The sequence below is a fragment of the Streptomyces sp. R11 genome (genome assembly GCF_041051905.1).
Lineage (GTDB): Bacteria > Actinomycetota > Actinomycetes > Streptomycetales > Streptomycetaceae > Streptomyces.
Map to the genome: position 1 here is coordinate 4,787,707 of NZ_CP163432.1, position 22,259 is coordinate 4,809,965.

A 22,259-nucleotide genomic window follows, 5' to 3' on the forward strand; every position below is an offset into this window, starting at 1 on the left:
TCGGTCCCGGACGACTCCTTGACCCCTGAGATTCGGACAGTGTAGACATCCCGCCAACGCATGTTTACGTAAACATTCCGAGCAGAAACTATACGAGAACACACTGAACCGCACCGAACCGAACCCCGCTGGAGTACTCGACATGGCATACCGCACCCGTAAGAGAAGGCTCCTGGGGGTCGGCATCACGGCCCTCGCGACCGGGACCGTGCTGGCCGCCACCGCGCTGCCGGCCGCGCATGCGGAGACGACCGCCACCGCCGCGGTCACCGTCGTACCCGACCCCTCCTACAAGCAGGAGAAGTTCGAGGGCTGGGGCACCAGCCTGGTCTGGTTCGCCAACGCGACCGGCGACTACCCGCCCGCGATACGCGAGCGGCTCGCGAAGCTCCTCTTCGGCGACGACGGCCTCGCGCTGAACATCGCCCGCTACAACATCGGCGGCGGCAACGCCCCCGACGTCAAGGACTACCTGCGTGCCGGCGGTGCGGTCCAGGGCTGGTGGAAGGCCCCGGCGGGCACCACCCGCGAGGACGTCGACTGGTGGGACGCCGACGACCCGGCCGACTGGAACAACAAGGCCGACAAGACGCAGCGCTGGTGGATCGACCGCATCAAGAAGGACATCACCCACTGGGAGACGTTCAGCAACTCGCCGCCCTGGTTCATGACCGAGAGCGGCTACGTCTCCGGCAACTTCGACGCGGGCAAGGACCAGCTCAAGACCGAGTCCGTCGACGACTTCGCCAAGTACCTGGTGGGCGCCACCGAACGCCTGGAGAAGGCGCACGGCATCAAGGTCGACACCCTGGACCCGTTCAACGAGCCGAACACGAACTACTGGGGCACCCGGCTCGGCCCGGACGGTGAGCCCGTCGGCGGCCGTCAGGAAGGCGCCCACATCGGTCCCGAACTCCAGCAGAAGGTGATCAGCGCGCTGGGCCCGACCCTCGCGAAGTCCCGGACCCACGCGGAGATCTCCGCGATGGACGAGACCAACCCCGGCACCTTCGCCACGAACTGGAACTCCTACCCCCAGGAAGTGCGCGACCTCGTCGGCCAGATGAACGTCCACACCTACGGCACCGGCCAGCGCACCACGGTCCGCGACCTGGCCAAGGCCGCGGACAAGCCGCTGTGGATGAGCGAGGTCGAGGGCGACTGGGGAGACGGCCAGAGCTTCACGGACATGCGGCCCGGCCTCGGCCTCGCCCAGCGCATCGTCGACGACCTGCGCGAACTGGAGCCCCGCGCCTGGGTGTTCTGGCAGCCCGTCGAGGACTACGACAACATGAAGCCGGGCGGCGAGTCCGCGAAGGGCGGCAACTGGGGCGAGATCCAGCTGTCGTTCAGCTGCACGTCGAAGGACACGCTCAAGTCCTGCCCGATCTACACGAACACCAAGTTCGACACCGCCCGGAACTTCACGCACTACATCAAGCCCGGCGACCGGCTGATCAAGACGAACGACACCTCCAGCACCGCGGCCGTCTCCCGCAAGGGCGACGCGGCCACCGTCGTCCACGTCAACAGCACCACCGAGGCACGCGAGGTCACGCTCGACCTGTCGAAGTTCGGCCGAGTCTCCTCCCGGGCCACCGTCACCCCGGTCGTGACCAGCGCCGACGGCAAGCTGGAGCGGCAGAAGGCGGTCCCGGTCAGCGGCGAGCAGGCCACGGTCACCGTGCCCGCCCAGTCGGTGACGTCGTTCCTCGTCAAGGGCGTGTCCGGCGTCGCGAAGGGCGCGGCCGAACTGAAGAAGGGCCACACCTACCGGCTGACCGGCGCGCAGAGCGGCAAGGACCTCACCATCGCCGACAACGGCACCGGACTGGTCATCAAGAGCGCCGACGCCGCCGACCCCAGCGGTCAGCAGTGGCGGGTGGAGCAGATCAGCGGCTCCGACAACCGCAAGCGGTACGCCTTCACCGAGGCGAGCGAGGGCAAGCGCCTGGCCGTCCGCGACGGGGCCCTGGTGGCCGAGCCGGACGACGGGCGCCGGGACAGCGCCGCCCAGTGGATCATGTCGACGACGGGCGACGGCACCTGGACCCTGGTCAACGCCGCCACCGGCCGTCTCGCGGACGTCTCAGGGCAGTCCACCAACGACGGCGCCGGGGTCGGCGTGTGGCTGGCGAACTCCGGCGCGAACCAGCGGTGGAAGGTGACCGAGGTGACGGGCGCCGGGTCCGAGTAGGCGTCCGGTCCCTACTGGTCCGAGTAGCCGATGTCGCCGATGGTCCAGGCGCTCACTTCCTCCAGGGCGACCCGGTACATGCCACCCGTGTCGGGGATGCCGAAACTGCCCTGGAGGATCCGGGCGACGTGGAAGTGGAGGTGCGTGGGCCGGTCACCGTGGTCCGGCCCGCGGCCGTCGCTGTCCTGGTGGTCGGCCTCGTGGTTGCCTCGGCGCCGGGTGAACGCGGCGGCGAACTGCCCCAGGTGCTCGGAGTCCCGCAGGACTTCGGCCACCCGCTCCTTCCACAGGGATTCCGGCGCCAGCCGGCCCGTGATGACGGCTCCGGGAACCACTACTGTCAGGGACATCTGGCTGCTGTGGCGCGACTCCACCATCGCGGCGATCGCGACGAGCAGGTCGTCAGGATGTGTCATGCCTCCGGAGCCTAGCCCGACGACGGGCGTCGGGGCGTGGCGGGAGGCAAGGCGTCACCAGCCGAGCGCACCTTCGTCAGCTCGCGCGTCCCGAGTCGGCGGGACCGGCGGCGTGTCGTGGCAGACGAAGCCGAGTCTGGTCAGCGCCCGGCGCATCTCGCCCGCGGTGAAGTCGCGGCGGTTCTGCCTGGTGATCACTTCCCCGACCTGCATCACGGGGTAGACGCGACGGCCGATGGTCACGGCCACGCCGTCGACCGGTTCGGGGGTGATGCCGCTCATCGACTGTTCGACCTCGCTCTTGATCAGGTCGAAGGGGAAACGGGCGATGACGCAACGCATGGATGCCTCCACGGCACGAGAATGAGCCGAAGGAATTTGAGAATCCGGACCTCTCGGCGGTGAATCCGAGGCTGCTGACAATCCGGGACGTCAAGAAAAGCAAAGAGCTGGGGCCCGCACCCCAAGAGCGCGGGCCCCAGCCACGTAGTACGCGTCAGCGTCAGGCGGGAACGATGTTCTCGGCCTGCGGGCCCTTCTGGCCCTGCGTGACGTCGAAGGTAACCTTCTGGCCTTCCTGAAGCTCGCGGAAGCCGCTGGTGGCGATGTTCGAGTAGTGGGCGAACACGTCAGCGCCGCCGCCGTCCTGCTCGATGAAGCCGAAGCCCTTTTCCGCGTTGAACCACTTCACGGTGCCAGATGCCATATTGAATCTCCCTTGGGGGGCAGTGCCGGACTCCGCACTTTACGGGTCCGAGTCGCCGCGATGATCACCCCTCCGGAAAGATCCGGAAAGCTCTGCAAAGAAACAAATCTCTGGCAACCAAAACTGCAACTGGTATCACGCTAACACAGCCCGGGCGTAAGTACCCGTGTGTTTTCGGTGCCGAGTATTGAGTCTCATCCCGCAGTAACCCGTATTTCTGTACCGGCGGGACTAGGTATCCGGGCCGCGCTCGTCCAGCTTCCGGCGCATGTCCCGGTTCAGGCGGAGGGCGTCCGCCAGTCGGTCCTCGAGGGAGACGACCCGGCAGGCCGCCTCGATGGGAGTGCCCTGGCCGACGAGCTCACGGGCGTGTAGGCGGGATAGTCGTCGTCGGTTCCCGGCGACGGGGGCGTTCTCGGCGGGTATGGCACCTTCGTTTCGGGGAAGCGGCGAGAGGCCGGGCGGACACGGCACCCGTGCTCCGAACGGTTCAGCACTCTCTGCCTCGTGCCACAACCCTAGCGCCGACGGGCATCGATATGTGGTCCCGCCGTGACAGACTTTCTGGCCGGCGAGGCACGGCAGCCGGTCGTGCCGGCGCCGGCGTGACCGGTCCGATCGAGCTACTCAAGGGGTCCGCCGAGGTTGCGGGGCCCGTGTCCGGATCCAAGCATGGGCTGAGGTGAGGAAACTGCGACAGGCGCCCCGGGGAGGGCACGCGCTCCCGGAGGAGTGAGGCCCATGACGGTTCCTGCGGACCGGCCGCTGCGCTGCCTGGTCACCGGTGCCACCGGTTATCTGGGCGGTCGGCTGGTGCCCGAGTTGCTGGGTGCCGGGCATTTCGTGCGGTGTCTGGCCCGTACGCCGGCCAAGCTGCGGGACCATCCGTGGGCCGGGCAGGTGGAGATCGTGCGGGGGGACGTGACGGACGAGGGGTCCGTGCGGGCGGCGATGGAGGGGGTCGACGTCGCCTACTACCTGGTGCACGCGCTGGGTACGGGGCGGGGCTTCGAGGAGACCGACCGGCGTGCGGCGAGGGTCTTCGGTGAGCAGGCGCGTGCCGCCGGGGTCCGGCGGATCGTCTACCTCGGCGGGCTGACCCCGGCCGGCGTACCGGAGCACGCGCTCTCGCCCCATCTGCGCTCCCGTGCCGAAGTGGGCCGCATCCTCCTGGCCTCGGGCGTGCCGACCGCCGTGCTGCGGGCGGCCGTGATCATCGGTTCGGGATCGGCGTCGTTCGAGATGCTGCGGTATCTGACCGAGCGGCTCCCCGCGATGGTGACCCCGAGCTGGGTGCGCACCCGCATCCAGCCGATCGCCGTGCGCGACGTGCTGCGCCTGCTCGTGGGATGCGCGCGGCTGCCGTACGACGTGAACCGCACCTTCGACATCGGCGGACCGGACATCCTCACCTACGAGGACATGATGCGGCGGTACGCCGCCGTCGCCGGACTGCGCAGGCGCGTCATCGTCCCCGTGCCGCTGCTCACCCCTCGGCTGTCGAGTCTCTGGGTCGGTCTGATCACCCCAGTGCCGGGCGCGCTCGCCCGCCCGCTGGTCGAGTCGCTGAAGCACGAAGTGGTGTGTGCCGAACGGGACATCGTCGGCCACGTGCCGGATCCGCCGGACGGTCCCGTCGGCCTCGACCGCGCGATCCGGCTGGCGCTGCGGCGGGTGCAGGACGCGGACGTGGCCACGCGGTGGTCCTCGGCCGCGACGCCCCGCGCCCCCAGCGATCCGCTGCCGACCGACCCCGACTGGGCGGGCGGCAGCCTCTACACGGACGACCGTGAGCGCATCGTCGCGGCGTCGCCGCAGGCGCTGTGGCGGGTGGTCGAGTCGATCGGCGGCGAGAACGGCTGGTACTCCTCGCCGGTGGCCTGGTCCCTGCGCGGGTGGCTGGACACGCTGGCCGGCGGAGTGGGCCTGCGCCGGGGCCGCCGGGACGCGAACCGGCTGCGGGTCGGCGACAGCCTGGACTTCTGGCGGGTGGAGGAGATCGAGCCCGGCCGGCTGCTGAGGCTGCGGGCGGAGATGCGGCTGCCGGGCCCGGCCTGGCTGGAGATGACCGTCGACCGGGATCCGCAGGGGCGCACGGTGTACCGGCAACGGGCACTGTTCCATCCGCACGGACTCGCCGGGCACGCGTACTGGTGGGGCGTGGCGCCCTTCCACGCCGCGGTCTTCGGCGGCATGATCCGCAACATCGCCGCCGCGGCCGAGTCGCCCGCCGATCAGCCGGCCCGTACCCACTGAGTACACCGCCGGCTCCCAGAACTCCGCGACCTCGACGCCCGCACGACCGCGTCCCCGCCCTCGACGAAGCCTCCCGCGCGGACCGGGGCGGTATGAACTCCTGACGACGCGGCGGCACCGGAAGCGACTTCCTCTACGGCGGCCCCGGCGCCGACACCCTCTACGGCAACAGCGGCGACGACAAGCTGTACGGGGGCCCGGGCACGGACACGCTGTCGGGCCGTCCCGGCACGGACGTCGAACGCCAGGACTGACCCGCACGAGTCTCGCACCGGTGCTTCGCCCGCCGGCTCAGCGGCCGTCGAGCAGTCCGGCGTCGTGGGCCAGTACGGCTGCCTGCACACGGTTGGCGCAGCCGGTGCGGGTCAGGATGCGGCTGATGTGCGCCTTGACGGTGCCGGCGCTGAGGTACAGCTGGTCGGCGATCTCCGAGTTCGACAGTCCCGTACCGAGCAGGCGCAGGACATCGCGCTCGGCAGGGGTCAGTTCCGCGATCCTGTGCAGGGCGGCCTCGGTGCCGTGGCCGGACTGCACATGGCGTTCCAGCAGTTGGCGGGTGACCCGGGGCGCCAGGACCGGTTCCCCCTTGGCGGCGAGCTGCACGGCGCGGATCAGGTCGGTGGGCCCGGTGTCCTTGAGGAGGTAGCCGTTGGCGCCGGCCCGCAGGGCGCGCGTGACGCTCGCCTCCTCACCGAAGGCCGTCAGCATCACGACGTTCGTACGGGGTGACTGGCGGGTGATGTCCTCGGCGGCCGCGATGCCGTCCGCGACCGGCATCTGGATGTCGAGCAGGGCGACGTCGACGTCGTGGGCGCGGCAGGCCGCGGCGGCTTCCCTGCCGTCCCCGGCTTCGGCCACGACCTCGATGTCGTCGGCGTGCTCCAGGATCAGCCGGATACCGGTGCGCATCAGCGCCTCGTCGTCGGCGATCAGGACTCGGATCATCGGCTCATCCTAGAACTCGGCTGTGGCGACTCGGCCCCTTCGGGATTCACCTGAGCGCCGCCAGCAGCACGACGACGAGGAAGCCTGCCGTCGGCAGGACCACGAGTACGGATGCGCAGCCGGCCCCGAGGACGCGCGGCCAGGTCAGTACCTCGGTCGACAGCGGGGCGTGGGCTCCCCTCGGAGGAGGGAGTGGCCCGGCGGAGGTCTTCGCGAGCGGCCCGGACACGGACCGGATCGCATCGGTCGGCAGCCGTGCCGCCACGCGGAAGCCGCCGTCCGGCAGGGGCCCCGCCCCGAACGTGCCGCCGAGCAACGAGACGCGCTCGTGAAGTCCGGCCAGTCCACTGTGAGTTCCGCCCTGTGAACGGCCGGCCTCGCGCGGCGGCCCGTTCGTGACGCCGACCTCGATACCTGCGCCCGTACTCCTGACCTCCACCCGCGTGGGCGCGCCGGACGCGTGCCTCAGCACGTTCGTCAGCCCCTCGCGGACCACCCGGTGGATCGCCTGCCGGGCACGGGCGCCCACCTCGGCCGTATCGGGAACCGACCAGTCCAGCTCGACGGGGCCGCCGCCCGCCTGCCGGGACTGTGTCACCAGGGCGGTGATGTCCTCGCGCGTCCCCCGCTCGCTCGTGCCCTGGTTCCCGTTCCCGTCCGTCGGATCCATCGCGTCCGCCGGCTCCGCGCGCCGCAGGACGCCGAGGATCTCGCGCAGTTCCTCCATGGCTGTGCCGGCGGTCGTGCGCAGCAGTTCCGCCTGCCCCACCAGGGGCGGCGCCTGCCGGGCGGCGGCGAGTTCCAGCGCTCCCGCGTGCACCGAGATCAGGCTCAGCCGGTGGCCCAGGAGATCGTGCATCTCGCCCGCGATCCGGGTCCGCTCCTCCAGCCGGGCCGCCTCCGCGGTGAGCGTACGGGTCTGCTCCAGATAGGCGTTGCGTTCCCGCAGCAGGCCGGTCAAGGGCCGGCGGCGGCCCAGCAGGGTCCCGGACAGGGCGGGGAGCAGCAGGAGGAGCGCCGCGGAGATCGCGTTGTCGGCCAGGTCCATCGGCAGGTGCTCCCACCGGAACAGGCCGACGGCGACGGTCAGGGCACCGAGGACGGCACAGGCCGCGCCCACGACCCGCCAGGCACGCCGGGGCGGTGCGATCCGACGCGTGGCGGACAGCACGACCAGCGCGATCACCGGCAGCGTCCACACGTTGCCGCCCATGACCAGCGGCGCGGCACCCAGGACCGCGGCGACGGGACGGCCACGCCGTACGGCGACGAGCAGCGCCGCCCACAGCGCTTCCAGGACCGCCACAACCGGGTGCTGCGGGTGCACCAGCAGCAGCGGCAGCAGCCCGAGGACCGCCGTCAGCGCGGACAGCGACGCGTCGACGGCGACCGTACGGCGCGAGGCGGCGCGCAGGGCGGCCCGGCTCACGTCGGCCTCGCGGCGCAGCCACCCCGCCGCAGCGCCGATGGGGCGGCGTTCCGTGGAGTCCACGGCGGCCTCGGGCTCCCCGGCCGGCACGCCCCCGTGGGTCACGCGCCCGCCCGGCGCGGCAACTCCGCCCGCAGCGCGGCGACGTCCACCCGCGCGGCGGCCGACAGCAGCCGGACCACCTGGGTGTCCTCGGCTTCGAGCAGCGCGGCCAGCAGGTGGACCGTACCGACCGAGGGCGAGCCCTGCTCGGCGGCGGTGAGCTGTGCGACCGCCTTGGCCCGCTCGGCGGAGTCGGAGAGCCGTATTCGGTCGGCATCGCGATCCGAGGCGGGGGCGCCGGCCGCAGGGGCTGTTGCCGTGTGTTCCATGGCCACCCGGGTCAGGGAGTCCTGCCGTACGCCATGCCTGCGCAGCAGCGCGGCGGCGGAGTCGGCGTCGGCCAGGTCCTCGGGCAGGGCGCGTCCGGAAACGGCAAGGGAGCGGTCCAGGGCCAGGATGCCCAGCAGCAGATCCACGGGCTCCGCCGCAAAACGCCCGCACCGCGCAGCCTGCCGTACGGCCTCGACGGTCACCGCGAACACGATCGGTGAGCCGTACACGCCGGCTCCGGAGGTCCACGACGTCAGCGCGCGCGTCAGCCGGTTGCCGCTCTTGCCCAGCGTCCCCGCCCGGCGGAGCAGGGTGACGCCACGGGATTCCGGCCGTTCGGTCTCCGCCGGGGCGCTCGCGTCCAGCGCGTCGAGTGCGGTCGCCGCGGCTGCCGGGTCCAGCTTCTGCAGCACGAACGCCTCCCGGGCCCGGCTCTCCGGCAGCTCCAGCAGGGCCCGCGCCACATGCCGGCAGCGCACCGAGACCGTACCTTCGGCGCGGGCCGACGCGAGCGCGAGCAGCAGGCACCGCCGCAGGGCGCCGGTCATCCCGGGCAGCTCACGGTCGACGTCCGCGGCCGGTCCGCGCTTCGCGAGCCCGAACCGCCAGTGCGCCTCACGCCAGGCGGCGGTGACCTCGTCCTCGTCGGCACCGGCCGCGACGGTCGTGCCCGCGTCCTCGGCCCCGTCGTCGCTCACCCAGCCGCGACCGCCCCGACCGGCGATCAGGCCACTGAGCGCACCGGCCTTCCGCATCCCCGGGGCGATCGCCGCACCCGCGTCCGTGTCTCCCATGACGAGCGCGGCCAGTAGGTTCTCGGTCCCTACGACCGCTGCCTCATGCTTGATCGCACCGCGCAGCGCCTCCACGAACAGGTCCATGACGTCGCACTCGAACTCCACGGTGGCTCCGGCGATGTCCGTGGCGCCGTGCCGCACTCCGGTGCTCGGTCGCTGATCCATCGAATGCTCCCCCTCGGGCTGCGGTATCCGCTCGTATCCGGTCGGGACCGAACCTAGGCAGCCACCTGACGTCACCGCGTCGGCCGACCGGCCAGGTCTCCGGTCCGACCGGCCAGGGCTCCCGGTCCGATCGGCCGGGTGAGAGCATGCGGCGTGTTCGTTCGCCGGCGTAGGGCCACCGAGTGTGATGCAGGTCACGGGAAGTCGGTGTGGGGTGCCGGACAGCTCATTGAGGTGAGCACTCATATGCGTACCCGGGTACGGGCCGGGGAGTCGAGCGCGTTCGCTGAGCTCTTCGACAGCTACTCGCGCGCGGTCTACAACCATGCCTTCCGGCTGACCGCCGACTGGTCGGTGGCCGAGGACGTGATGGCGGCGACCTTCCTGGAGGCATGGCGGCTGCGCGACAGGGTCGAGCCGGAGGGCGGCTCCCTGCGGCCCTGGCTGCTGGGCATCGCCACCAACACGGCGCGCAACCAGTACCGGAGCAACCGGCGCTACCGGGCGGCGGCCACCGCGGCCGCGGCGGCCGAGCTGTCGGTGGCCGACCACGCCGACGAGGTGGCCGACCGGGTCGACGACCGACGGCGCCTCGCGACGGCCCTCACCGCGCTCGCCGCGCTGCGCAGACCGGAGCGCGAGGTCATCACGCTCTGCCTGGGGGAGGGCCTGGACTACGAGGCCGCGGCCGAGGCGCTGGGGATCCCGGTCGGAACGGTGGCCTCCCGGCTCTCCCGGGCCCGCAAGAAACTGCGTGTGCTGGCGGAGGCGGAGTCGGAGCGCCCTGTCGCCGCAGCCGTTCCGCCCGCAACCGGCAGGCAGGACAGGAAAGTTCCTGGGAAACGGGAAGGCGGCCTGCTCGGCCGACAGATAAGAGGCGATCACTCAAACGCGATACGGCCCGCACAGGAAGGAAACCGATGAACGCGAACACGTCCCGGCAGCACCCGGCAGAGCGGGATGAGAGCGCAGAGCTCCTGTCCCGGACGGCGCGTGACCTGCCGGTGGGCCGTCACGAGTTCCACAGGGAGCGCCTGATGGCCCAGATCCACGACATGCAGCGGGACGAGCACACGGCGACGGGAGCGCACGAAGCGCCCGCGAAGGTACGACGGTTCCGGCTGCCGCGTCCGGCGATCGTGCTGCCCGCCATGGCGGCCGCTGTGGCCGGCATGGTCGTCGCCGGTTTCGCGGTGTCCGGCAGTGGCGGAGCCGCGGGCGGCGACGACGGAGCCCAGGACGGCGCCCTCGCGACGGGACCGGCCCTGACCACGCAGCTCGGCGCCGCGACCACCGAAGGCGTTCCGCAACTGCTCGACCGGATCTCGCTGGCTGCGGCCGACGTGTCCCACCCGACCGTCAAGCCCGGCCAGTACGTCTACGTCGAGTCCAGGACGGCCGACACCTTCGTCAGGACCGTCGGCGACGAGAGCAGCCTGGCCAGCCACCCGCTGCACCGCCGGCAGGTGTGGATGTCCGCCGACGGCACCAAGGGCTGGCTGATCGACCCCGCGGTCAACGACAGCCCCGAGGGCGAGACCCTGAGCCTCCCCGACGAGCAGGGCAATGAGCGCGAGGCGTACCTGAACGCTCCGTCGTACGACTACCTCGCCAAGCTCACGACCGACCCCGACGCACTGCTGGCCAAGATCTACAAGGAGACGGAGGGGATGGGCAACTCGCCCGACCAGCAGGCGTTCACCACGATCGGGGACCTGCTCGGCGAGAGCTACCCGCCGGCGGAGCTCTACTCGGCGCTGTTCAAGGCCGCCGAGAAGATCCCGGGCGTCGTCGTCGTGAACGACGCCGTGGACGCGGTGGGCCGGCACGGCGTGGCGGTGGCCCGGCTCGACGAGACCAGCGGTCAGCGCGAGGAATGGATCTTCGACAAGAAGACCCATGTCTTCCTCGGCGATCGCAGCGTCCAGGTCCGGAAGGCCACCGGCGAGTCCGCTCTGATCAAGCCCGGCACGGTGCTCTACACGAGCGCGGTCATCAACCGGGCCGTCGTCGACGGCATGAAGCAGACCCCGTCGCAGGCGGGCTGACTCGACCCACGAAACCCTGAGCTCTCGCAACGAACCTCGGAAAAGGGGTCGTTGCGAGAGCCCTCGTGTCCCGGAAGAGCGTTCCAGGGCGGCCGCATTCTCCCTGCTCAGAGCGCGTTCCAGCGTTCCGGCGTCCCCAACTGCCCGTCATCCGTGGCCGCTGGGACGGATCACCGCACAAGCTTCGGTCATCCAGTCACCACCCACCGGAACACGAAGGGCACAGCCACATGTCGAAGCTCCGCACCTCCCGCATCCGCCTGGCCGGCGCCGCCGCGACCGCAGTCCTCGCCACGCTCTCCCTGGGCGCCTGCAGCAACGGATCGGGCCTCAAGGACGAGGGTGCCTCGGCGAAGGCGCAGCCCTCCACGAGCACGAGCCAGTCCTCCGGCACCCCGGGTCCGGACACCGGCTCCGACTCCTCCTCGAACTCCTCGAACTCCGCGGGCTCCTCGGGCAACAAGGCCTCCACCAACGGTTCGGGCACCGCGGCGCGCACCCCCACGTCGAAGGCGCCCTCCTCCTCCGCCAAGCCGGTCACCTGCGAGGGCTCCAACACCAAGACGGTCGCCGCCCCGCTGAGCCGCCCCCTGAACCACATGCTGCTCACGGTGACCAACACCGGCAGCAAGACCTGCTACCTCTACGGCTACCCGGCCGTCCGCTTCGGCGAGGCCCAGTCCGTGCCGCCGGTCATCGAGGACTCGCAGCCCCAGGCAGTCGTCACGCTCCAGCCGGGCGAGTCCGGCTACGCCTCCGTGAACCTCTCGGCAGCCGACGGCAGCGGCACCAACGGCCACACCGTGAAGTCCCTGTCCGTCTACTTCCAGGGCCGCTCCGGCAACGGGAGCGTCGGCACGGGCGCTCAGCCGTCGCTGCCCGCCAAGGGCGTGTACGTCGACGACTCGCTCAAGGTCACGTACTGGCAGCAGGAGATGGAGGACGCCATCGTCTGGTGACGTCCGGGATCCAACCGGCGGCCGGGGTCCGTCGATGGCCGGGCAATACCTGCCGGCGCAGACCGCGCGCCATCCTCCGTCGAGCACCCGGGGCGCCCGTCCGCCGCTCACCCCGATGAAGGTACCGATGTAGGCACCGAGGAGGGCTGCCCGACCGCATCCTCCTTCTCGGCGCCTCCCGGGTCCCCCTTCGTGGCGGCACTCCAGATCGCCCTCGCCACGCTCTCCGCGAACTCGGTCGGCGGCGGCTCGTTCGGCAGCCGGGCGGGTGCCGTCGTGCCCTTCTTGCTGCCGGCCCGGTCGGCGAACAGTGCGACTGTCAGGGTGAGCCGGCTGTCGTAGCCGGTGGTCCACACGGTCCGCCGGGCGGTTCCGCCACCTGCCCCCTCGGTGGTGAACCCGTTCGTCTCCGCCGGGCGGACGCCCGCGGGGACCGGCCCGGTCCCGGTCATCGCGCCCGCCACCACGGCTTCCTTCTCGTCCAGCGCCTGGCGTACATCCGGCTGCGCCTTGTAGACCGTACGGCCCGCCCGGGTGATGCGCGCGACGGTGTACGGGGTGGCGTACTCACCGTTCGCCGCGACCGTCGCGTAGGCCGACGCCATGTTCAGCGGAGTCGGCGCCGGTGTCCTGAGCAGGGCGCGCAGTGGCTCGTCCGCCCGCACCAGCTCGGTGAACGGGTCCAATGCCGTCCCCGCCTCCACCGCCCCGCTCACCGCGTCGTTGAAGGGCTGGCGCGCGTAGTCCGAACCCCCGTACAGCAGCCGTACCGCTCCGTCGCCCGGCACCATCCCCACGACCGCGGTGTGCAACCGCACCCCGTCCTTGCCGCCGGGATGCTCGGCGACCCGTTGCGTGGCGGTGTCCTGGAGTGCCAGGTCGAAGGTGGTCGTCACGTTGTAGCCGCCGCGCGCCAGCTGGTCCTCGGTGATGCCGAGCCGGTCGGCGGCCTCCTTCGCGGCGACATCGATCAGATACTGCCGCTGCCCCTCGGTCTCGCCCGGCGGATAGAAGCGGAACGCCGGGAAACGCGCCGCCGCCCGCTGCTCCGCCGTGATGCTCTTGCTCGCCGCCATCGCGTCGAGCACCCACTCCCAGCGGTCGCGGAGCTTCGCGGTCACCTTCGGATCGGAGCCCGCCTTCTCGTAGTACGAGGGGATGTTGACGATGGACGCGATCGCCGCGCCCTGCGCGACCGTCAGGTTCTTCGCGTCCACGCCGAAGTAGTTGCGCGCCGCGGACTGGATCCCGGCGGCGCCCCGGCCGAAGTACACGGTGTTGAGATAGCCCTCCAGGATCTCGTCCTTGCCGCGGGTGCGGTCCAGCTTGATCGCGATGAGCGCCTCGCGCGCCTTGCGGGTCAGCGAACGTTCCGGGCTCAGCAGCGCGTTCTTCACGTACTGCTGGGTGATGGTGGAACCGCCCTGCGGCTCGCCGCCCGTCAGCGTCGCCAGCGCGGCCCGCGCGATGGCCCGCGGCGAAATGCCCTTGTCCGTGCGGAAGGAGCGGTTCTCCGCCGCGATCACCGCGTCCTGCACATGCCGGGGGACCGCCGACAGCGGGACGTCCTGCCGGTCGACCGGTCCGCGCCGGCCCAGATAGGCCCCGTCCGCGTCGAGGAACACGGTGCTCTGGGTGACGGTCTCGGGGTGCGGCTTCGGAATGGTCGTCAAGTGGTACGCCACGACGGCCGCCGCGCAGAGCGTGGCGATCAGCGCGAGGAAGGCGTAGAGCAGTCGGCGCAGTCGCCGGCCCCGGGTGCGGCGGAACCGGACCCGCAGGGGCACGCGTTCGCGGTGCCGGGGCGTCGCGGGCCTGCTCGACTTCCCGAGCCTTTTCCTGCTCTTCTCCAGCCAGCGTGCCGTGTTCATATCCGCCACCATTCGCGGTCGGACCGTGCGGCGACCTTGCCCGCGGCGTCGTACACGGTGACGATCCGCTCGTCCCCGCCGAGGGAGAGAAGCGCCTTCACGTCCTCCCCGGGCAGCGGCGCGGGCGCGTACCAGACGCCCCATCCGGGACTGCCCGCCAGGACGAGGACCTTCGCCGTGGTGGTGCCGTCGCCGGTTCTCACCTCGACGCGGCTCGGCTCGTCGCGCAGGCCGCGGACCAGGCCCGACAGGAAGAAGCCGCCCTGTACGGCGTCCGCCCGCACGGAGACGGCCGCCGCGCCGTCCGGTCCGTCGGCGGAGAGGTGGTTGTCGTCCTGTGGGAGGGCATCGGGCACCGACCAGTGCCCACCGTCGGCCGTGAGCCACACCTGTACCCCCGGCCCGACGGTCACCCGCTCGCCCGGCGCCACGACCCGGATCGGGCTCGTCGCCGAACGCTCGGCCCGGGCTCCGGACACTCCGTCCCGCGCACCGCCCCCGAGTTGGTCGACGCTGAGGAGGGCGACCGTGACCGGCGTGAGCAGCGCCACGCAAGCGGTGGAGGTCACCGCGAGCCTGCGCCGCCGCCGGACACGGCCCTGTGTCCGGAGGTCGGCCAGCGGCACCTCGGACGGGACGAGGTCCTCGACGGCACGGGCGTACCTCTCCCGCAGCCGCACGGGTTCCTCGCCGGCCTCCCTCAACCCGTGCCGGGCATGCGCACGGACCGCACCCACGGAGCAGCCCAGCAACTGGGCGATCTCCGCGTCCGCCAGCCCCTCCCAGATCCGCAGCACCAGAACCGTCCGCCGGCGAGCGGCCCGCCTCCCGCGCAGCGGGCGCAGATGGCTCTGCACCAGACAGCGCCGTACATGGAAGTCCACGTCGTCGCGCGGAACCCCCCGCCACCGCGCGCACATCCGCACCAGCGTTCTCCGCACCAACTCCTGCGCCGCACCGGCGTCGTCGGTGAGCAGCCGCGCGGTCACGACCAGCCGGGACCAGTGCGTCCGGGCGTAGGTGGCGAAGTCATGGCCGGCGGGGAGTACGGCGTGGCTGGGTGGCACGTGGGGGGTCCTTCGGCTCGGGGACTCGGTCGTGGCGCGTGGCCGGGTGCGCAGGTGCCCAACACCGCTGAGGAAAAGGGAGCCTGAAACCCCCGTGCACCGTCTTCCTGATGGGTTGCGCTTCACTGGATGCGACCTACGCGATCCAGTGGGACCTACGGGACCTGTACGCACAGGCGGGGCGGCCGGGTTGCAAGGAAACGGAAAGAGCACGGATTCCGGCAGGAGTTGGGGGTGGGGGGCATGACCGAGGACGAGTTCGACGCCTTCTACGCGGCCGCGTTCCCCCGGCTGACCGGTCAGCTCTACGCCTTCACCGGAGATCACGGCGAGGCCCAGGACGTCGTACAGGAAGCGTTCGTACGGGCCTGGGACCGGCGCAGGCAGTTCCTGGCGGACAGTGCCCCCGAGGCGTGGATCCGCACGGTGGCCATGCGGCTGGCGGTGAGCCGCTGGCGGCGGGCGAAGCGCTGGCTGGAACTGGTGCGGCGCACCCCGCCGGCCGACTCCACGCCGGGGCCGGGCCCTGAGCACACCGCGCTCGTAGCGGCCCTGCGCGAACTGCCCGAGGCGCAGCGGATGGCGATCGTCCTGCACCATTTGTGCGATCTGACCGTGCAGCAGGTAGCCTCCGAGACCGGCGCGCCCGTGGGGACGGTCAAGGCGAGGCTGGCGCGGGGGCGGGCCGCGCTGGCGGAGCGCCTCGCGGAGGACGGGGCCGACGAGCCGGTCCGGAAGGAGAGCGGCCGTGTCCGATGAACTCTCTGCCGCACTGCGTGAGTTGGCCGCCGCCGAGGCGACCCAGCCGGCCGCTGCCGGCGCCGAGATCCGCGGCCGGGCGCTGCGCCGCCGACGCCGCCGCCGGGTCGCGGCGACCCTGGGTGCGGGAACCGCCGGCCTCACCGCACTGGCCGTCGCTCTCACGCTCCACCTCGGCGGGACCCCGGACCACCCGGACCGGCCCCGCCCCCCGGCCGCAACCCCGGCCGAGCCCTCCCTCCCATCCCCGGCCACCCCGGAGCCCGTCTCCGGCACCCTCGACCTGTCCGGGCGCACCCTCACCTTCGGCGGCCGACCGATGCCGATCCTCTGGGAGTCGGCACGCGATGCCCCGGTCACCCCGACGATCTCGATGACGGTGGTCACGAAGCAGGAGCAGAGAGACCTGCCCGTCGACATCCCTTCCAAGGACCGCGCGGTGGTGGACGTCCCGTACGTGGTCGAACTGCGCGACGGCAGCGACCAGCCGCTCTACGTCGGCTCCTTCACCTCACAGCTCAAGTCCCTGACCGGCTTCCGCGTCGGCGGCAGCCTGATCGCCCTCGGCCCCGAGGACGCCAAGTCGTTCTACGCCCGGGTCGGCGTGGGCGAACACATCTCGGTGACCACAGGGGCGACACAGACCCCGACCTCGACCTCGACGGCCGATCCTTCGGCTGCTGTGTCGGTGCCGGAGGGAGAGGTGGGGGTAGGGGAAGGGGCGGTGCTTGAGCGGGGCACGGCCTACCCATCCGACGTTGCCCGGTGAGGGGGAGAGTCACCAGGCGCGCCCGAACCGGCCCGGCCGTAGGTGACGGCCGGGCCGGTTCCGGGCGGGGTCGGGTACCGGCCACCCGCTGACCGTCACCCGCGCGAGGGTCGCCACCACGCGGCCGACGCGTCGCGCAGGGTGTTGGTGCCGCAGTGCACCTCGCCCATGCCGAGGTGGTACGTGTACCAGTCGTCGATGTACGACACCTTCATGCCGACCTTCTGGTACACGGCGGTCACCGCTTCCGTGAAGATGTCCTTGCCGTTGACGACGGGCCCCCACTGGCGCGGAGCGAGGTAGCGGTCGCGGCCCAGGAGGACCCCGTTGACCGCCCCGGGAACGTACGCGCTGGTCGTCACCGTCGCCGGGGCCGCCGCACGCGGGGCGGCCGGGTTCTCGGCGAGCCACTTCTGCTGGCCGTTGTCCTTGAGGCCGTCCACGAGGTCGGAGCCGGCGCCCATGCGCGTCAGACGCGGTACGGGAACCTCCTGGCCATCGGTGGTCAGAGCCTCCGAATCACGGGTGTACAGCGCGGGCACACGCACGATCTCGCCGTCGGTGACGCCCGTCTCGCGCTTCAGGATCTCCAGGTTGGCCGCGATGCGCCGCGCCGCCATCTCGTTGTCGGCCACCAGGTGCCGGGAGGCGAGCGCCTGGTCGATGGTCTCCTTCGGAGCCGGGGTGTCGGCGCGTCCCGGGACGGAGAACATCTTCGTCGTGCCGTGGCCGTCGCGCTTGGCGTCGCGCAGCAGCCGCAGCCCCGCCTGCGGGTCGGCGACGCCGATGCGCCAGCCGCGCGGGGTGTCGGCGGGCAGGAACTGTACGAACTCGTCGACGTGCCCGACGCCCAGCCAGGAGGTGTCCAGCAGCAACGGGTCCTGCAGACCCTGCGACTTGAGCATGGTGCGCATCACCTTCGACGGGCGCGCCCCGCTGTCCTTGCGCTCGCCCATGATGATGCGGCCGGCCGGGAACGAGCGCCCGCCGTGCGAGTAGGGCGGGATGGTCTCCAGGTTGCCCATGGAGTTGAGCGACCAGTCGTCGGGTTCCGCCCGGTCGGTCACCTGCACGACGCCGATGTCCCGGCCGCGGACCTTCTCGAACAGTTCCCGCCCGGCGTCCCGGTCCGGCTGGGCGGAGCGCAGCATCACGCGCATCACCTGCCGCTTGCCGCCCGGCCCGGTCATGCTGACGTAGGCCGGTTCGACGAAGTCCTGGGCCCAGCGGTCGGCGTACTTCTCGAAGGTGACCAGCGGGGTGGTGATCCCGGCCTTCTTGACCTCCTTGTCGAGCGCGCTGACGAACTCTCGCTGAAGGCGGCTGTCCGGGCCCTCACCCTGGACCTTGGACACCATCACCTGCTGGGTGTTCTGCAGGTGATGCTGGGTCAGCAGCGGCGCGACGCGCAGGGTGACGGCGTCGGAGGTGGACGTCTGCCCGGCCGTCACCGTCAGCCGGATCACCGCCCGGCCGTCCCACTTGGCGCTGTCCCGGACGACGTCGGTGGCCTCGACGCCGAACTCCACGCCGGAACGCAGCTCGGCCGCGGTCAGCCGGGTCCCGGACGTCACCAGGACCCAGGCGCCGGCCCGCTTGAGGAAGAGGCGCGTGTGCTCGCCGCCCGTCGTGATCTTCAGGCTGCCCTTGGCGCTCGCCGGGACGTCGGGCATGGGCACGGAACGGACCCTGGCGAGGTCGGCGGCGTCCGCACTGCCGTTGACCTTCTTGTCCGTTCCGTCGTTGCACGCGGCCAGCTCGGCGTCGGACAACGGTCTGCCACCCGGGCCGGTGACGGGACACCGCTTGGTGTCGTCGTCGATGTTGGGCAGGTACACGGCCCCGCGCTCGACCGCCCAGCGGTCCTCACGGTGCGTGTCGGTACCGCCGGTGACATCGACCCGCCCGTCGCGGTTCACATCCGCGCGCAGATCGGCGACGCCGGCCGGTCCGGCGAAGGGGGCCGCGTGGGCCGGCCCCGCCAGCACGGATCCAGCGGCGGCGAGAGCGAGGACCAGAGAGCCGGCGGGGTACGGGCGTATGCGTATCGGTGAACGTGAACGCACGGCGCGTTCCTCTCAGTTGGTGGGTGTCGCCGTATAAGAGGAGGAACCGTGCACTGTGCGTTCACTGTGAGGCGAGACTTACTATCTGGGTCCGACGACGTCAGTGGTCGTCGCGGATGCTGGTGGCGACGCCGTTGCTGATCACGACCTCGGCGCTGAAGCCCTTCTTGGCGGCCGCCTCCAGTTCGGCCTCGGTGCACTCGGTGCCGCCCTCGCCGCCCGCACCCGTGTTCACCGCGTCGCAGATGTCGTCGTAGCCCCGTATCTCGGTGTCCTCGGCGATGAAGAACTGCTGCTCGACGCCCTTCATGTCGGAGACCGTGTACTTGCCGGGCGCCAGATAGGAGACGTTGCCGAACCAGGTTCCGTTGACGCCCTTGGAGTCGGAGCCGGCGTCCTGCCGGGCGGCGCGCCGCTCGGTCACCAGGGTCGCGATGCCGTTCGTCATCCTCACGTCGGCGCTCACGGCGGCCTTCTTGGTGGCCGCCTCCAGCTGGTCCAGGGTGCACGGCGCGTCCACCTCGGCCCCGGCCTCGCCGCAGACCGTGCCGGCGCCGTAGACGTCGGTGCCGTCGGCGACCAGGAACTGCTGGTCCTCCTTGCCCGGCACGGACACGATGTACTTGCCCGGGGCGAGATAGGTGACCTTGCCGTCCGTGAACGAGCCGCTGACGCCCTTGGAGTTCGTGGAGCCCTGAGAGCCCTGAGAGCCCTGAGAGCCCTGGGAGTCCTTGGATCCCTTGGACGCCTTGGAGTCCGACGCCTTCTCCCCGACCGCCGTCGCGCCCGTCCCGCTCTTGCCGGCCGCGTTGTCGTCGGAGCCGTTCTGGCACGCCGTCATCAGCAGCCCGGCGGTGATCGCGGCGGCGGCGACGACGGTGTTGCGCAGGTGGCGGTTCATCACGGGAGGTTCCTTCCGAGGCGGCGACAGCGGGGCGCCGGCGGCGTTCTCCGCCGGTTTCCCGCTCTGTACCGACTATGAGGAGCCCACGAGCCCGCAGGTCACGCCCGTCTGCCCTTCAGGACGCCCCCGTGGCACGGCCGTGACAGAGCAACACATCGGCTGTGGACGGCGTTCGCCGCCGCGCCGCCTTGAGAGCGGCCACGTCCTGTGGTGGCCATCCGCGCCGGGTGCCGTCTCAGACGGCCAGCACCGCCCGGACGGTCTTCCCGCCGGTCACCGGCACCGCGACGTCGAAGCGCTCGGTGAGTGCCTGCACGATGGCCAGGCCGCGTCCGCTCTCGTCGTCGACATGTCCGGCACGCGCGCGTGGCCGGCCCGGGGCGTCGTCGTGCACCTCCACGGTCACGCGGCCCGCGCCCACCTGCAGCCGCAGCCGGCAGCCGGTGCGTCCGTGCCGTACCGCGTTGGCGACCAGCTCGGACGCTATGAGCGTGGCGTCGGCCACCTGCTCGGCCCCGACGGCGGCGATGCGGGAATGCGTCCGGGTGAGAAAGGCGGACGTCAGCCGGCGGGCCCGCCCGGCCGAGGCGACGGTGCACGGCAGCAGATACTCGGCGCGTGCGGTGTGCTTTCGGGCACCACCCTTGTGGGCACGCATGAGTGCTCAACTCCCTCCCTGGGACTGCCGGCGCGCTCGGCCGCAACCGCCGTGTGCACCGGGGCCACACCCTGTCCCCCGCGGCCGGTCCCGTCCGGTGGTGATGCCCGCGGCGGCTGATCGGCAACCTGGAACCGTCCCCGGAATCAGCGACCTTCACCAACCTTGTGACGGCATTCCCCCATCGGGTGCCTGTCAGCACACCTGTCCGGCGAACTGAAGCCTCCACATGGCTCATCCGTTCGAGTCGAACCCCTCGAAAGAGTGATGCACGGTCAATTCTGCGATGCGTGATCAAGAACCTCAGGCGAGCCGTCCTTGCGGCCGCCCTCTTCGTCGTGCCCCTCGCAGCCCCCACGCCCGCCCATGCGCAGCACCGTCCCGCCGAGACGTACACGCTCCCGATGGCGACCTCGGTCCACCTCATCCCCCTCGCCGCAGAGGTGCGGGACGGCTATCAGCGCACGAGCTTCAAGCACTGGAACGCCGGCCAGAACCCCACCGACGGCTGCAACACCCGAGCGGAAGTGCTGCTCGCCGAAGCGGTCGACCAGCCTCAGATCCTCCCCGGCTGCAAGCTCTCCGGCGGTCGCTGGTGGTCGTACTACGACGCCAGGTGGCTCACCTCGGCCTCCGCCCTGGACGTCGACCACATGGTGCCGCTCGCCGAGGCCTGGGACTCCGGAGCGTCCCAATGGAGCGCCGAGCGGCGTGAGGCGTACGCCAACGATCTGGCCGTCAACCCTTCTCTCGTCGCCGTGTCCGCGGCCTCGAACCGCAGCAAGTCCGACCAGGACCCGGCCGAGTGGCTGCCGCCGGCCGTCGAGGTCGCGTGCCGCTACACCGCGGAGTGGATCGCGACCAAGCTCCGCTGGGGCCTGACCGCCGACGCCGCCGAACTCGAAGCACTCACCCAGCACGCGCAAGCGTGCCCCGGCACGACGGTGACCTACGAGCCCGCGCCGTGACACTGCGGTCCCGCCCCGTCAGTGGGGCGGGGCCCAGATCCGCTCAACGCACCGGAAAGCCGCAGGAGTAGCCCTGCTCCTGGAGCCACGGGAGGATCCGGCGCAGGGCCGCCACGGTCTGGGAACGGTCGCCGCCCGCGTCGTGGAAGAGGATCGTCGGCCCGTTGGGCAGCTCTCGCTCGACGGTGGCGACCATGGCGTCCGTGCCCGGCCGTTCGAAGTCCTTGCTGTCCACGTTCCAGCCCAGCGGGCGCATGCCCCGGGAGGCGGCGAGCTTGCGGCTGTAGGGGGTGAAGGCACCGCCGGGCGCCCGGTAGTACACCGGCCGTACGCCCCCGGACGCCTTGGTGATCATGCGTTCGGCGTCGAGGATCTGCTGCGACTGGTAGGCCTCGGACTGCCTGTCCATGGTGGTGTCGTGCGACACCGAGTGGTTGCACAGCAGGTGCCCGGCCGCGACCACCTTCTTCACGAGGTCCGGGTGGGCCTGCGCCTGCGTCCCCACCATGCAGAACGTGGCCTTCACCCCGTACTCCCGCAGCACGTCGAGCACTTGAGGGGTCCACACGGGGTCGGGGCCGTCGTCGATGGTGATGTTGACGCCGCGCGCCCCCTTGTCCGAGGCGTGCACGATGGTCTCCGCGACGGCCTTGACGTCACTGCCCGGCTTGGCCGGCGCGGACGCCTTCGGCGACGAGGCCCCCACGGCATCGGCCTGCGCGGTCCACAGTGAGGCGCCGGTGGCGAGCACCGTCACCCCGAGCGCCGCCCCGACCAGCTTGCCGTACCAGCCCCGCCCGCCGCTGTGCCGTGCCATGTCCGCCCCGCCTTCGCGCAGTTCCTCGCCGATGCCCGGTCACCTTGTGACCACATGGCAGGACGGGAGGCGGCGGCCAGGGGATGCGTC

General features: G+C 71.5%; 20 protein-coding genes and 2 pseudogenes. 9 read left to right on the forward strand and 13 right to left on the reverse strand.

Annotation, left to right across the window (positions count from 1 at the left end):
• Positions 1 to 142: 142 nt before the first annotated feature.
• Positions 143 to 2,197 (forward strand): glycoside hydrolase, encoded by a 2,055-nt coding sequence (locus AB5J55_RS21965; RefSeq protein WP_369272311.1) that lies wholly within the window; start codon positions 143 to 145, stop codon positions 2,195 to 2,197.
• 11 nt (positions 2,198 to 2,208) lie between these two features.
• On the opposite strand, the gene AB5J55_RS21970 is transcribed toward AB5J55_RS21965, so the two are convergent.
• The 4 genes and pseudogenes from AB5J55_RS21970 to AB5J55_RS21985 all read right to left on the reverse strand — a co-directional run.
• Positions 2,209 to 2,613 carry a hypothetical protein gene (locus AB5J55_RS21970; RefSeq protein WP_369272312.1) on the reverse strand — a complete coding sequence of 135 codons (405 nt, stop codon included), beginning with the start codon at positions 2,611 to 2,613 and terminating at the stop codon, positions 2,209 to 2,211.
• A 54-nt stretch (positions 2,614 to 2,667) separates the two neighbouring features.
• Positions 2,668 to 2,955, reverse strand: a complete 288-nt coding sequence (locus AB5J55_RS21975; protein WP_369272313.1) for an SCO5918 family protein — start codon at positions 2,953 to 2,955, stop codon at positions 2,668 to 2,670.
• Between the two features lie 160 nt (positions 2,956 to 3,115).
• Positions 3,116 to 3,319 (reverse strand): cold-shock protein, encoded by a 204-nt coding sequence (locus AB5J55_RS21980; protein WP_007383480.1) that lies wholly within the window; start codon positions 3,317 to 3,319, stop codon positions 3,116 to 3,118.
• 231 nt (positions 3,320 to 3,550) lie between these two features.
• A pseudogene (locus AB5J55_RS21985) lies at positions 3,551 to 3,688 on the reverse strand (MerR family transcriptional regulator); the annotation flags it as partial.
• Positions 3,689 to 4,060: 372 nt separating this feature from the next.
• Here AB5J55_RS21985 and AB5J55_RS21990 point away from each other — a divergent pair.
• Positions 4,061 to 5,575, forward strand: coding sequence for an SDR family oxidoreductase (locus AB5J55_RS21990; protein ID WP_369272314.1), 1,515 nt, complete (start codon positions 4,061 to 4,063; stop codon positions 5,573 to 5,575).
• A 110-nt stretch (positions 5,576 to 5,685) separates the two neighbouring features.
• Positions 5,686 to 5,829 (forward strand): annotated as a pseudogene (locus AB5J55_RS21995) (calcium-binding protein); the annotation flags it as partial.
• 37 nt (positions 5,830 to 5,866) lie between these two features.
• On the opposite strand, the gene AB5J55_RS22000 reads toward AB5J55_RS21995, so the two are convergent.
• Genes AB5J55_RS22000 through AB5J55_RS22010 form a run of 3 tightly spaced genes read right to left on the reverse strand, consistent with a single transcriptional unit; the run spans position 5,867 to position 9,283 of the window.
• Positions 5,867 to 6,520, reverse strand: a complete 654-nt coding sequence (locus AB5J55_RS22000) for a response regulator (protein WP_369272315.1) — start codon at positions 6,518 to 6,520, stop codon at positions 5,867 to 5,869.
• 46 nt (positions 6,521 to 6,566) lie between these two features.
• The gene (locus tag AB5J55_RS22005; RefSeq protein ID WP_369272316.1) at positions 6,567 to 8,039 is read right to left on the reverse strand and encodes a sensor histidine kinase; all 1,473 of its coding nucleotides are present in this window, start codon (positions 8,037 to 8,039) and stop codon (positions 6,567 to 6,569) included.
• An 11-nt stretch (positions 8,040 to 8,050) separates the two neighbouring features.
• On the reverse strand, positions 8,051 to 9,283 hold the full coding sequence (locus AB5J55_RS22010) for a Clp protease N-terminal domain-containing protein (RefSeq protein WP_369272317.1): 1,233 nt from the start codon (positions 9,281 to 9,283) through the stop codon (positions 8,051 to 8,053).
• Between the two features lie 246 nt (positions 9,284 to 9,529).
• On the opposite strand from AB5J55_RS22010, the gene AB5J55_RS22015 reads away from it, so the two are divergent.
• The 3 genes from AB5J55_RS22015 to AB5J55_RS22025 all read left to right on the forward strand — a co-directional run bounded on the left by AB5J55_RS22015 (position 9,530) and on the right by AB5J55_RS22025 (position 12,290).
• Positions 9,530 to 10,207 carry an RNA polymerase sigma factor gene (locus AB5J55_RS22015; protein ID WP_369272318.1) on the forward strand — a complete coding sequence of 226 codons (678 nt, stop codon included), beginning with the start codon at positions 9,530 to 9,532 and terminating at the stop codon, positions 10,205 to 10,207.
• The gene (locus AB5J55_RS22020; protein ID WP_369272319.1) at positions 10,204 to 11,331 is read left to right on the forward strand and encodes a CU044_5270 family protein; all 1,128 of its coding nucleotides are present in this window, start codon (positions 10,204 to 10,206) and stop codon (positions 11,329 to 11,331) included. The genes AB5J55_RS22015 and AB5J55_RS22020 overlap by 4 nt, the downstream gene beginning before the upstream one ends.
• 230 nt (positions 11,332 to 11,561) lie before the next feature.
• Complete coding sequence (locus AB5J55_RS22025) at positions 11,562 to 12,290, forward strand: DUF4232 domain-containing protein (protein ID WP_369272320.1); 729 nt, start codon at positions 11,562 to 11,564, stop codon at positions 12,288 to 12,290.
• Positions 12,291 to 12,397: 107 nt separating this feature from the next.
• Here AB5J55_RS22025 and AB5J55_RS22030 read toward each other — a convergent pair whose 3' ends face one another.
• Both AB5J55_RS22030 and AB5J55_RS22035 read right to left on the reverse strand, forming a co-directional pair.
• Complete coding sequence (locus AB5J55_RS22030; RefSeq protein WP_369272321.1) at positions 12,398 to 14,161, reverse strand: transglycosylase domain-containing protein; 1,764 nt, start codon at positions 14,159 to 14,161, stop codon at positions 12,398 to 12,400.
• Positions 14,158 to 15,228 (reverse strand): sigma factor-like helix-turn-helix DNA-binding protein, encoded by a 1,071-nt coding sequence (locus tag AB5J55_RS22035; protein ID WP_369272322.1) that lies wholly within the window; start codon positions 15,226 to 15,228, stop codon positions 14,158 to 14,160. Before AB5J55_RS22035 ends, AB5J55_RS22030 begins: the two co-directional genes overlap by 4 nt.
• 243 nt (positions 15,229 to 15,471) lie before the next feature.
• On the opposite strand from AB5J55_RS22035, the gene AB5J55_RS22040 reads away from it, so the two are divergent.
• Together AB5J55_RS22040 and AB5J55_RS22045 are read left to right on the forward strand one after the other, a co-directional pair.
• Complete coding sequence (locus tag AB5J55_RS22040) at positions 15,472 to 15,987, forward strand: SigE family RNA polymerase sigma factor (RefSeq protein ID WP_369272323.1); 516 nt, start codon at positions 15,472 to 15,474, stop codon at positions 15,985 to 15,987.
• Positions 15,977 to 16,756, forward strand: a complete 780-nt coding sequence (locus AB5J55_RS22045; protein ID WP_369272324.1) for a hypothetical protein — start codon at positions 15,977 to 15,979, stop codon at positions 16,754 to 16,756. Before AB5J55_RS22040 ends, AB5J55_RS22045 begins: the two co-directional genes overlap by 11 nt.
• A gap of 95 nt (positions 16,757 to 16,851) precedes the next feature.
• Here the strand turns inward: AB5J55_RS22045 and AB5J55_RS22050 are convergent, their stop codons facing one another.
• From AB5J55_RS22050 to AB5J55_RS22060, 3 genes are all read right to left on the reverse strand, one after another.
• Positions 16,852 to 18,822 carry a protein-arginine deiminase domain-containing protein gene (locus AB5J55_RS22050; RefSeq protein WP_369272325.1) on the reverse strand — a complete coding sequence of 657 codons (1,971 nt, stop codon included), beginning with the start codon at positions 18,820 to 18,822 and terminating at the stop codon, positions 16,852 to 16,854.
• A 100-nt stretch (positions 18,823 to 18,922) separates the two neighbouring features.
• The gene (locus AB5J55_RS22055) at positions 18,923 to 19,723 is read right to left on the reverse strand and encodes a hypothetical protein (RefSeq protein WP_369276259.1); all 801 of its coding nucleotides are present in this window, start codon (positions 19,721 to 19,723) and stop codon (positions 18,923 to 18,925) included.
• Positions 19,724 to 19,961: 238 nt separating this feature from the next.
• Positions 19,962 to 20,384 carry an ATP-binding protein gene (locus tag AB5J55_RS22060; protein WP_369272326.1) on the reverse strand — a complete coding sequence of 141 codons (423 nt, stop codon included), beginning with the start codon at positions 20,382 to 20,384 and terminating at the stop codon, positions 19,962 to 19,964.
• Positions 20,385 to 20,674: 290 nt separating this feature from the next.
• Here AB5J55_RS22060 and AB5J55_RS22065 point away from each other — a divergent pair, with 290 nt between their 5' ends.
• Entirely contained in the window at positions 20,675 to 21,352 is a 678-nt protein-coding gene (locus tag AB5J55_RS22065) for an HNH endonuclease family protein (RefSeq protein WP_369272327.1), read from the forward strand.
• Positions 21,353 to 21,395: 43 nt separating this feature from the next.
• On the opposite strand, the gene AB5J55_RS22070 is transcribed toward AB5J55_RS22065, so the two are convergent.
• Positions 21,396 to 22,169 (reverse strand): polysaccharide deacetylase family protein, encoded by a 774-nt coding sequence (locus tag AB5J55_RS22070; RefSeq protein ID WP_369272328.1) that lies wholly within the window; start codon positions 22,167 to 22,169, stop codon positions 21,396 to 21,398.
• Between the last annotated feature and the right edge of the window lie 90 nt (positions 22,170 to 22,259).